Source organism: Desulfosporosinus hippei DSM 8344 (assembly GCF_900100785.1).
GTDB classification, from domain to species: domain Bacteria; phylum Bacillota; class Desulfitobacteriia; order Desulfitobacteriales; family Desulfitobacteriaceae; genus Desulfosporosinus; species Desulfosporosinus hippei.
Map to the genome: position 1 here is coordinate 81032 of NZ_FNCP01000013.1, position 12638 is coordinate 93669.

Consider the following 12638-nt stretch of genomic DNA (forward strand, 5'->3'; position numbering starts at 1 on the left):
ACGATAGTGAATTTATCACATTGTTAATCCCTTAACCATATGCGAAATGAATTTATATTCATAGATTATTAGGAAATAGTATTTAGCTATCTCCTAGTGTTGAATGTAATCAGTAATTGGAGATGAAAATTGTGTACATATCTAAAATTAGAATAGAAAATTTCAGGAATTTCAAAATGAAGGAAATAGAATTTAATGATGGTGTAAATGTTATTATCGGTCATAATAATGCAGGAAAATCAAATCTCATTAAGGCATTAGCGTTGGTACTAGATTTCCAAGGAACAAAGAGGTTAGATGTGGATGATTTCAATAAATATATTTCACTTGAGGATCTAAAAGCTAATCCCCCAAAAGTAAGTATATGTATCTCAATAAATCAGAGTGTTGGAGAAGACCTAAATTCTGATGACTTAGTTACGGTAGGAAATTGGCTTACCAAGCTAGAAGAACCTTATGAAGCATCAATAACCTATGAGTTTTTCCTTCCTGAAAAAGAGAAAGCCGATTATTTAGAAGCAATTAATACTGCTACCGATTTAAATATAGCTTGGAAAATAATAATGCACGACTTTATAAGGCTATACGTATATAAAATATGGGGAGGATCAACTACAACTCGAACCGTTGCTGATAGTGAATCCTTACAGAAATTTGATTTTCAATTTTTAGATGCAATCCGTGATGTCGAAAGAGATATGCTCACTGGGAAAAATACACTTTTAAGAAGTGTATTAGATTTTTTTATGGATTACGAAATTAAATGTAATACTGGTAAGTCAGAGGAAGATAAAAAAGTTGAAATAAAAACAAAAAGGCAGGAATTCTCTAATAATGCTGACTCTTTGATTCTTGACCTTCAGAGAAGAATGAAGGAGGGGAAGGAACAAATTCTATCTTACGCTAAAGATACGGGTGCATCCTTTAACAATGCTATTCCTAATTTTGAAGGAAGCATTTCGGAAGTTGAAATGTTCTCTGCACTCAAATTGATTGTCGAATATGAAAGTGGGCTAAAAATACCTGCTACACGTAATGGACTAGGATATAATAACTTGATTTTCATATCTTTACTTTTATCAAAGATGCAAGTGAATTCAGATGGTAAATATTTAGGAAGTAATGCGAAGGTTTTCCCTATCTTGGCTATTGAAGAACCTGAAGCACATCTTCACCCTGCAATGCAATACCAGTTTTTGAGGTTTTTAAAGAAGAATAAATTAGAAAAAAAGGTAAGACAAATTTTTGTTTCTACTCACTCAACACATATTACGTCATCTGTGTCTCTAGATGAGATGATCTGCTTACACAATGAGGCTGAAGAAACGACCGTTGGATATCCAGGGAAAGTATTTCCTTCTGATGGGAAAAGTAAAAAATACGTTCAACGGTTTTTAGATGCAACCAAATCTGATATGCTTTTTGCTCAAAAGGTGATTTTAGTTGAAGGTCTTGCTGAGCAATTACTAATATCAATTCTGGCAAGATATTTAAGTGTTTCCTTAGACGGAAAGCATATTGCAGTAATAAATGTAGGGGGGAGATTCTTTGATCACTTTTTACATTTGTTTGACAGCCAAAAGCCAGATACTTTGAACAAGAAAATTGTTTGCTTAACGGATAGAGACCCAGAAAGAAAAAAAAGAATCGCTGGTGGTAGTTATACAAAATGCTACCCTTTTGAATATAATCAAGATAGCACAACTTATGAATATAAGAACAATGCCAGTGCAGATAAATATCCAGTTACAACTCATCCGAATATTGTTTTTTTTAGCCAAAGTATAGATAAGGGCAAAACCTTTGAATATGATTTAATTTTGCATAATCCATCACTTGAATTATTGATAACTGACTCAATGAGTAATAAGGAAGAGATTAAAGAACTAATGTTCTTTTACAAAAATAATAAACCTATGTCAGATTATGCGATAAAGTTGAGAGATAGTGATGAGAACAAAAGAATCATCGATAGCATAAACGCAAACACTTCGTTTACTGAAGATGATAAATTTAGAGCAATCATAGCCTCTCGCTATCTTAACTCAGTCGGGAAAGGTGAAAATGCGTTGGAATTAGCATGTGTATTAGAAGAAAATCTAAATAAAAAGGATGAAGAATCAGATTATCAAGAATTTATCGTTCCTGATTACATCAAACAAGCCATCGAGTGGATATGCCAATGAATTCAATAACTTCAGATTCACTAATTCCAATTGAGCAACATTTTCGGGTATCAGCTGGACCAGGTGCAGGAAAGACATATTGGTTAGTAAAACACATAAAAAATGTTTTGCATAACTCAAAAAGATTAGAGAAAACACGAAAAATTGCTTGCATTACTTATACAAACATTGCGGTCGAAACAATCTTAGTCCGTTTAGGTACAACTGCCGACCAAGTAGAAGTTTCAACGATTCATAGTTTTTTATACAAGCATATTGTGAAACCTTATGCATCATTTCTTGTTGATGATTATGGCTTAAATATGAACAAATTGAATGGTCATAATGAGCCAGTTGTATATTTTAAAAAAGTTGTTCAATGGATAGAGAATCATCCCCATGCTGACAAACTTAAACATCCTTATTCTGTTAACCAATTAACAAAGTTAGAAATCAAAAAATCAGCACTTACAAGATGGCTCTTCTCTTTAACCTATAAATTTGATCAACAAAATAACCTAAAAGTTGTATGTGATAGAGGAGAAGCATATAGTTTTGATGTCGGAAATCCTACTCGCATGTATTTAAATAAGAAATGTTTAGATGTTCTTGAATTAGACTTAATAGGATACAAGAAGATTTATTGGCAAGATGGAATAATAGATCATGAGGATGTCCTCTTTTTTAGCTATCAGCTAATATCAAAGTATCCTTTTATTTTAACAGTTTTGCAGGCAAAGTTTCCTTACTTTTTTGTTGATGAGTTTCAGGACACTAACCCCATTCAAGTTTCAACATTGAAGATGATTGGTGAAAAAGAAACCATTATTGGTGTAATTGGTGATGAATCTCAATCAATTTATGGGTTTCAAGGAGCAGAGTCTAAGCAATTTCATAGTTTCGTGCTTCCAAATATTGTGGATTATGAAATGGCTGACAATAGGAGAAGTACAAATCAAATTATTGATGTATTAAATAAAATTCGTGTAAATATCAGACAGAATAAATTTAGAAATATCGAAGGAGCAAAACCAATTATTTTCGTTGGTGAAAGGATTGCTTCACTTAGAAAAGCAAAGGAGATTAGCAATGACGAACCAGTATATTCTTTATCAAGGGATAATATTACATCAAATACATTGAAGAAAGAAATTGAGGGAACTGGGTTTGATAAAAAATTAATAGAAGAGCTTTCTGTTAAAGATAAATCGAGTAGTAGTAATAATTATAGAAGTAAAGTTGTTATTGCTTGTTTAAAAGCTACCGAATTTGCACGTGAGAAAAGATTCAATGATTCTATTAAAGAATTAGAGAGCATATTTAAAGATATAAATGACGAACAAGAAAGAAAAAAAGTGGCTTTAAAGCATATCTGTCTACTTCTAAAAAGGTACAATGATTTTAAGGATAGTTCAATGTTTGATTTTTATACTATCATAAAAAATGAAATTAGATCCGATATTTCTAGATTAGTAAGTGGTACTGCTAAAATTTTTTATGAAGGACATAGTTATCAGCATTTGGCTTTATGTGTAAAGATAGCTGAAGATGTTAGCAAACACAAGACTATTCACAAAGCTAAAGGAGATGAATATCCTAATGTGTTAGTTGTTTTAGAAGATGAGAATTGTTTTCAATTCCTTTTGAATCCGAATTTAGATGACAATGAAGAACATAGAATTTATTATGTTGCAGTAAGCAGGGCAAAAGAGCGATTGTTTATTAATACACCATCATTACCTGAAGGTGATCAGTCGATATTAGAGAGTATGTTTAATATCATTAAGGTTTGAAAATTCGATAAGATAAGTTGATTAAGGTTTTCTTCACTCTAGCCTATTCCCTCATATAATTGCTTTGTATAATTGATATTTGTTTTGAGCCGACACCATAGTCGGTTCTTTATCTTTAGGCTTACAACTGGTGTACCCAAATAGAACCACCATCTACATCAAATATATCCACCTTGATCATGGTGAGATCCATCTCTTGAAAAATACCTTCAAGGTAATGAGCCACTCTGGGGTCGACTTGACATGGGACCCCACGTCGGATGCTTCAATGGGTCGAGGGATAAGGCTCATATGATGTCTGCCTTGGGGTAAGCCCCATCCCTTCGCTCTAGGGTGGCATTCGACGTCTTCCATGGTCAAGTCTTGCTCTGAGGTCAAGTCGAGTGGCACTGTCGATGTACACCGTGGATTATTTAGTGCAAACAGTGGAACTAAAACAGCAAACTACTGGATCTATCGGATGACAATATTCATTATTGTAGCTGATAAGCATATTACCTTGCACTATATTAGGTTCTTGTGGCGTGACTTGTTGAGTTATTCCAGAATTTGAGACAACTAGACCAAAGCAAAGACGAGCATAGCGAGAACGATTGCAATTTTTTCAAACTATCTCTCCTTTATTTAAAGTAATATCAAGCTATATCTTGTCAGCTTATGCAACCTTAAATTTTGAAAAACGCAACGACCTATAAGTATCTCGTATCTGATAAAGACAGGAAGTATAAATCATGTTAAACTTGCCATATTGCCAGCGGCCATCCTACAAAAAAAAATCCCCGCCGGGGATTTTTTATGCTACGCGCAGACCACAAGTTCATTAAAAAATTGCCTCGTGCAATCACTGACCAGATATTCAATACATAAACTTCTGCTCTTAAAGGGCAGTTTTTTTATGCCCTTTTATAAGTGCATTACGGTTGAAATCATAGAACATGGTCAAGCATAAAAGCCCTTTAAGGCTCTTGCTAAAGAGGTTATTATTTGTTTATTCGAAAAGTAAGGGGGGATGTAGATTAGCGAAGAGGACAATAAGGTAGCCCAAATCAAACAGGTGGCAACCCGTAAGGGTTTATATAGACAGAAGGCTCAGGACAGCAAATCAGAGACAAGGACCCAGGAACAGGATAATAGTCTTAAACCATTCGTCCAACAAGAATACTTTATCGAGTTGCATACTACTCATTTTCCCGTCCTTGGTAGTGACATCACCCAGACCATTTCGGAAGGGATTCCCCGACTTAGACATGCACCCATAGACGTTGACAGGGATAATTGCTCGGTAGACATTAGTGGGAAAGGAAAGATAGAAATGGTATTGGATGAGAATGAAGATGTTTTTGAGGATAGAGGGGTAATGGACATAGAATCGGCTCAACGAAATATTCGCTTGTCCCAAGTTCAACTCTTTCAGTATCTTTTGTATCAATTTAACCAGCATAAACAGAAAAAGATAACGTTAGACATTCGAAATTACTTTGAGTTGAGGGGTATTACTCGACGAAAAGAAAATGTCGATAGATTCTATCAAGACTTGTTTATTCTTTCGAGCATCTCTTTCGACTTGGTGGGGAAAAACAGTGGGGTCAGTGAGAGAATAGTTGAAAAATTATTGACTGTGAAGCGAGCGTTGTCGGCAGGGGGCGAGGAAATCGGTTTTTCGGTAAAAGGGAGAAAAGTTGCCACAGTTATTGTGGAACTGGGAGAATGGATACAAAAGCTTAAGCTTAAGCAGTTTATCTTAATCCCTAAAGTATTTTTCGAATATACCGCCCCTAATCAAAGTCCCGCAATTCTGCTGTCACTTAAATTTAATCAATTGTGCAGAGTTAATAGTGGTAAGGGGCGTAACAAGAAAGTGTCAGTTAAGAGTCTTTTGGGGACTTTGGGAGTAACGGAAAAAGATGTGGCTAAACAAGGTGGGCAATACTATCAAGCACTCCTAGAAAATTGTTTTAAGTTACTTGAGGGTGAAGGTTACGCTATTGCTTTTGAAAACAATGGAGCTTGTGTTTCAAAGGGATTCCTAGAAAATATAGTTCTTTATCGAAATGATGGATTGGAATCTCACTACTCCATTCGCAAGATTAGAGCCCACACAGATAAGAAATAAATTTTAGAATGGAAAACTATACACTGAACTAGGACGAAGTATACATTAGACTAGGCGTTTTTATACACTGGTATAGGAAATACAAACCACCAAATCCAGTCATAATGCTGGTTCACGGGTTTAAGAAATCCCTAATAAATTTAACAAATTTAACAGGGGGAGAGAGCTTTAAGCTCTCCCCCCTATCTGAAGAGAACCGTCTCGGTTAAGAAAGCAGTTATTAGTGTGTATCATACTTCCCTGGCACTTAAAGATAGGTTTATTCCTTAATTGTTAAAAACCGTTCCTTTAATTATCCTTCAAAATAAAAAGTGTCAGGAAGGACAGCTATCCAAAGAATTCTGCTTTAATCGCTTAAAACAAAATAATTAGATGAAAGAGAGGACACATTTCATTATGAATACTGAGCAAAACGAGTTGTTAGACAAAGCCAAGGAGCAAATTAATTTAGTAGAATATGCAAAATCAGTTCTTCCGTCCCATCAATTTAAAAGAGTGGGTAAATCGACTTTCATAGAGGATTGCCCTGTCTGCAAGGGTCATAATCACTTTTCTATTTATACGGACAAAAACTTTTACAATTCATTTGCAAGTTGCTGTAAAGGTGGAAGTGTCGTTGACTTCATGATAGAAGTAGAACATCTTTCCCAAAAGGATGCAATTAGAAAAACGTTGGAATTGGCGGGATATGGAGAAACTATTAGAGAAGTTAGAGGTAAATGTTCCAAGGAAAATCACGCAAAAGACATAATAGCTCTTGATGTCGACAACCATGAACCCGCACCAGTTGTTCCCCCATTAAACTCCCCTGACTTTACCACGTTAATCTTGAAAACCCATTCGCTTGTCTCGGAAACAGACTATTACTTCAATCGTGGATTAACAGTAAAAACTGTCGAGCAGTACAAGTTAGGGTATCATCAAGATGGTTTTAACTTTGCTATTAAAGAATCGGAGATGGTCGAAGAAAAAGAAAATGATTTAATGAGAGCTTACAAATATTTTCTTCCCGTCTGGGATACAGATGGAGTCTGTCGGTATTTTATTACTCGTGTAGATGAAGAAGCTGTACCAAGTTGGGCAAAGAGTCATGGGAAAACGCACAATCCCAAAGGATTGAATGTCAGATTATTTAATGAAAGGTATCTTCGTGGTTTCAAGATTAAGGGGGACTTTATCTTCATAACAGAGGGCATTTTTGATGCATTAAGTCTAGAAGAGTTCGATTTCTCTTCAATTGCATTAAATAGTGCTAATAATGATAGACTCCTTGTAAAGATATTAAGCAATGCTCCTGAATCTCTTAAGTCTAAAACCTTCGTTCTTATTCCACATAATGACAAGGATGGACAAGAGTTACGTCTTCGCCTTCAAGAGGTGTTAAAGAATCTTGGGTATAGATTTGAGGTATTCACACTTCCAAACGAATATAAGGATTTCAATGAATTACTTGTTGCTAGTCGAGAAGGAGCCAAGAACTTCATTCAAAGAAGCCTAAATATTCTTCAGCATAATGACTTTGCCAACGACTATTTAGATGACTTTAGGAAAGGGATTGTTTTAGAACAGGATAAAATGGTCATGAGAACTGGATTTAAAGGGCTAGATAAAAAGTTAGGAGGAGGGCTTTATCCAGGGCTATACCTGATTGGAGCGATCAGTTCTTTAGGAAAAACGACTTTCGTGCTTCAGATTGCAGATACAGTAGCATTGAACGGTGATGATGTTTTGTATTTTTCTCTTGAGATGTCTCGAAAAGACCTTATTAGTCGTAGCCTTTCTCGTAACCTATTTACGACTGATTCTAAAAACCGATTTAGTGCCAGGGAAATCCGTCAAGGAAAATGCCCGATGGAATTGTTAGACATTGGTTTGGAAAGTTACAAGGAGTTAGGACGTAACTTGGCTTTCGTTGAGGGGAACTTTGACATAGGTGTAAAAGAAATTCGGGAAAGGGTTGAAAGAAATATGAGGGTCAGAGGTAAAAAACCTCTTGTCATCGTTGACTACTTTCAACTCCTTAAACCAATAAATTCTCGTATGATTGAGAAACAAGCTGTTGATTATAACGTCTCTGAATTGAAACGAATCAGTCGAGATTATGATATTCCGATTATTGCCATATCCTCATTTAACCGTACAAACTATTATTCGGCGATTGGTTATGAATCTCTGAAAGAGAGTGGAAATCTTGAATATTCGGCGGATGTTGTTCTGGGGATCCAATTAAGCGGAATTGTGGATGTAAGCAGGGCGAAGACAGACACTGATAAAAGAGATTTAGTGAACAAGTTGAAGATTCAGGACCCAAGAGAGATTGAGGTTGTTATTATAAAACAGCGTGATGGGTTAGCTTATGGTGCAGGGAATTTTAAATACTACGCGAAAGTAAATTTCTTTCAAGAGGTGTCATAAATAGATGAGGGAATATAGGCTAATGGGAAATCCCCCATGGCTTTATTTCCCTATTTTACATAGTTTAGTTCTACCAACTTGAAAATCAGTCAACACATACCTTGATTTTCATTGTGGGAATGGGTAAATCATAATCTATCTGTCGTAAAATAGGACTAAAGTACTATTGAAGAAATTCTGTTCCGTGGTAGTATTAAATACATAAATTAAATACCCTTTAAGCTTGAAGCTTGGAAGGGAAAGTCAACGAAACCGATGGTTAGCGTTGTTTGATATATTTGGGTACAGGTGTGCCTAAATATATCAAACAATTTTAATCAATCGGTTTTTTGTTTCAGTTCTTTGGAAATTTAATAAGCGCAAATCGCCTACGACCTTGCCATCAGGGTGGTAAAAGGGCGTTTTGAAACTAGTTAAGCGAGTCAACAGTACAATAGGGGAAGGTGTATTAATTGAAATATATAGCCAAAGATAAATTTGATTGTGAAATCGAGATAAATGACCAAATCTTAAAAGTGGCCCCAAAATTAGGTCCACTCCAATACGATTCAAATGAACTTTCGATAATAAAGCACGATGTAAAACTAGAGAAGTTTTCTTACGCTGGTGCAGAAGATGGCCTGTTTAAATTTAGCTATAAAAAGGATGGAAAGAGGAAATCTATTCAGGTGCCTTTTAAGTATGAGCAACAAAAAAGGATTTGTCTCGTTGCTAATGCAATTGTATTTTCGAGATATATACCACAGGACGAGAACCCCAGCTTTGCGATTGGCTTAGGTGGTTCTCTTGAAATTAGGAGTAATAGATTATTGATTTCTCGCTATTCTCGGTTTCAACAATTTCCGTGGGCGAGAAAATTAGAAAGCAAGAAAATAGATTTCCAGAGTATTAAAGAGGTTGGATTTTTGAAAGCAGGTATGATAAAAGAGAGCCTTGTTCAAGAATTTTCTGATGTCGGATGTATTCGCTTTGTTGAAAAAAGCAAAGCTCAGATGCAGGACATTTGGAATCCCTTGACAGACCCAAACACCATTTTATTTGATAAGAGCATGGAATTTCTGTTCTACAGGCTGTTCGTATTAATAAAAAAGCTAACAGGCATAAGGACGTTAGAATTTGAGAAGAGTAGTTCCCAATACTTTTCGCATTCTGTACATGAGTATTTGGAGGATTTGGCATCTAAACATCAGACTGAAAACTTGATTTGCCTTACAAAGGGAGAACAAAGAAAGATAAAAGAAGAAAAAGACACAATGTTCTACAAATTAGAAGACAAAGGCTTTTTGACAGGAGTAGAAGTAAAACAATTGGCTACAAATTTTCAAGAGAAAGTAAAGTATATTGGCATGTTATATTTAATGACGGATTTTAAGGATAAAGAATTAGATAACATAATGAAACAATACTGCAGAGGCTTGTATAGCCGTGATGAATTTGAAAGGTTTTTAATGAATTATTATAGAGGGTATACAATTCCAGTCGCTAGAGAGTTAGCTCTTAAAGACTATGAGATAATTTACGAAGATGATTTTGAGGAGGACTTCAACGAAGGGGAGTCCTTTGAGCAAATTGACTATAAGCAACTGAATGAAGCATATAATCCTAGATTGACAGATATAGGGCATATTAAGAAAGGCAAAGTTATTCAATTTCCGAGTAGGGTAACCTGTCAATTCTAGGTTAATTTAAGAGGAAAATGCTCGTAGATGCATTTTCCTCTTTGTTCCTAAAGAAAGTGTAATTGGTTTTTAAATAATATAGATTATTTTTTTATTTCGTTTTTCAGTTGGTGTAGCCCAAATTATATCTGGTCGGTTACTCTGAATTAAGGGCAATCAAAACGTAAAAGCAATTGGAAGTTGGAGTTTTAATGTATTTTCAGGAGATTTGCTAGTAATAAGCGAACTCTAGCAGTTTTGCGCTATGTGATTGCCCCTTTTGCATTTCTCGTTGGCTTAATGCGGATTGTCAATTCATAGCTCTACTGAAGTGCATTAGTAGGATTAGTGGAAGTTAAAATTAATTCCGTTATGGCAATAAATGTATTAGTAAATAAAGGTAATAATCCCATCGGTCAAGAATATTTTATTATTCTTTAACTCTGAAAGGATATGAGGTTAGTATAAATAAGTTAGTTTTATATAAAGAAGAGAGGGAACATATGAAAAAGTTTGATGTATATCAAAATATCGAAGGAAACAATCTTAAGCAATTATTACTGTTTGTTGGAAAATACAGTAATAAAATGTCCTTTGCAAGATATTATGAAGGTAAACTTACTGAAGAAGAATTTAATCAATTGCAAATGGAATATAAAGAATCAATTCTTGAAGAAGACAAAAAAAACAGACTACATTATAAGGAAAACGTGAATGGATATAGAGATAGAATTAATAATTTCTGTAGAACTGATATGAACGTCGAAGAATATGCTGAGAAATATTTTAATCACCTTCTGGAACAAGATATTATGAGTTGTAATTTAAACTATGAGAGATTTGAAAAAGGGAAATATGAGCCGTATAAAAGAACGAGTACCGATTTTTTATATGTGAAATATACAAGAAGGACACCTGTAACCAGGGGACCAGTCTTTGAAATGTGCTTTTTCATGGTAGGTGAAACCTATCGCAAATTATTGCTAAATATGAATAAGTTATTTGAATACCCTTATCAAATTGAAGGTGGAGAATTTGAAGATTTAACCTTTTATAAAGAAGAAAGGTTATTGTTAGCGATTTGTTCTCATGAACGTTATGCATATATGAATTTAGAAGATGACGAATACCAGGAATTCTTAAAACTTGATATTTTAAGTGATTTAACAGAAAGATAAAAATGTTGAATTGGAATGTATGTAGTATGGCGGGACGGGAAAATGGACGCTATTTTAGGTAAGAAGGAACTTCGTCAAATTCTTATTCGGGACGCAGTAGAATGAATGTTTATTCGAAGGAGATTATTCCAATGTTTGAATTAACAAATGAACAACGCAAATATCTAGGATTAACACTTGTTTCTTCTACTTGGGATTTAGTCAAACTCATTCCGAGTCCACATGTTAAGCAAGATACATTTGTATATTATGATGGAAATACTATCTGCAAGCGAATAATAATAAGCGAAAATACTTATTTGGAACATGATTTAAATGAGGAAACAACCAATAGCAGAACAGAGCTTCTCCCAAAGACAGGAAGAGGTAAAATTGTGAAATTAACCGCTTCAACTCTTGAAAAAAGAACTCCAAAAGGAATGTATTTTTCTTATAATGGCAATGTAACTATTGGTAAATGGGAAGCGAATAGAACATTTTATAATTCCTACATTGAAGATATTAAATTAAATACTTTTGAAGACCTTTCTTGTTGGATTAAACAGTGGATATCAGAAACCACCATATCAGACTTATACGAGCTTGAGGAATTTGCATCATTACCTAAAAAACATTACAAATATAACGTTGGAGATTATTTTAGATTGAAGCTAAATAGAAGATTATATGGTTATGGAAGAATACTGCTTAATTACGATAAGATGCGAAAAGAAAAAATTAAATTTTGGGATATTTTAATGGGTAAACCGTTGGTAGTGAAGGTGTATCATATCGCAACAACCGACAAAAATATTAGTTGTGAGGATTTAAGAAACCTTAAAGCGATTCCCTCTCAATTTATTATGGATAATACGTTTTTCTATGGTGAGTATGAAATTATTGGGAATATGCCACTAGCTGATAATGAGCTAGACTTTCCTGTTATGTATGGGAAAAGTATTGATATAAGAGATAGTAATAAAGTATTGCTTCAGTCGGGGAAAAAATATTTTGAACTAAATAGAAATAAAGCTTTTTATTCAGAGTTTAAAAACAACGGAATTGGTTTTGGAATAAATGTAAAACTGCCGATTTTGAGTAAATGTATAGAACTGCATAATAATCAACCCTACTGGGAGCAGAATAACTATACTACAAATAAAGATTTGCGAAATCCAAAGTTTTATGCAGAACGAGAAACGATATGTAAACAATTTGGAGTTTCAGAAGAGGATATTTTTTTAAGATGATTCTTTAAAGGGTTTTTTTTAGATGAGGAATCATCCCGTAGGTATACCTGGTCAGAATCATAGTGATTGTAATAACTACTTCCCATA

The 12638-nt window shown here is 34.4% G+C and carries 7 protein-coding genes; all 7 read left to right on the forward strand.

The genetic code is table 11. The features are described from left to right. Positions 1 to 122: 122 nt before the first annotated feature. The 7 genes from BLS16_RS12440 to BLS16_RS12470 all read left to right on the forward strand — a co-directional run bounded on the left by BLS16_RS12440 (position 123) and on the right by BLS16_RS12470 (position 12551). Positions 123 to 2186 (forward strand): ATP-dependent nuclease, encoded by a 2064-nt coding sequence (locus BLS16_RS12440; protein WP_092333780.1) that lies wholly within the window; start codon positions 123 to 125, stop codon positions 2184 to 2186. After that, positions 2183 to 3958: a UvrD-helicase domain-containing protein gene (locus tag BLS16_RS12445; protein WP_092333682.1), complete on the forward strand. Its 1776-nt coding sequence runs from the start codon at positions 2183 to 2185 to the stop codon at positions 3956 to 3958. Before BLS16_RS12440 ends, BLS16_RS12445 begins: the two co-directional genes overlap by 4 nt. A 1054-nt stretch (positions 3959 to 5012) precedes the next feature. Beyond that, a complete protein-coding gene (locus BLS16_RS12450) occupies positions 5013 to 6071 on the forward strand; it encodes a hypothetical protein (RefSeq protein ID WP_092333684.1) in 1059 nt (352 codons plus the stop codon). 396 nt (positions 6072 to 6467) lie between these two features. Further along, positions 6468 to 8486, forward strand: coding sequence for a DnaB-like helicase C-terminal domain-containing protein (locus BLS16_RS12455; RefSeq protein ID WP_176786148.1), 2019 nt, complete (start codon positions 6468 to 6470; stop codon positions 8484 to 8486). Positions 8487 to 8938: 452 nt separating this feature from the next. Next, on the forward strand, positions 8939 to 10165 hold the full coding sequence (locus BLS16_RS12460) for a hypothetical protein (RefSeq protein WP_092333688.1): 1227 nt from the start codon (positions 8939 to 8941) through the stop codon (positions 10163 to 10165). Positions 10166 to 10647: 482 nt separating this feature from the next. Further along, on the forward strand, positions 10648 to 11322 hold the full coding sequence (locus BLS16_RS12465) for a hypothetical protein (RefSeq protein WP_092333690.1): 675 nt from the start codon (positions 10648 to 10650) through the stop codon (positions 11320 to 11322). 131 nt (positions 11323 to 11453) lie between these two features. Beyond that, on the forward strand, positions 11454 to 12551 hold the full coding sequence (locus BLS16_RS12470) for an immunity 26/phosphotriesterase HocA family protein (protein ID WP_176786149.1): 1098 nt from the start codon (positions 11454 to 11456) through the stop codon (positions 12549 to 12551). The last annotated feature ends 87 nt before the right edge of the window (positions 12552 to 12638 follow it).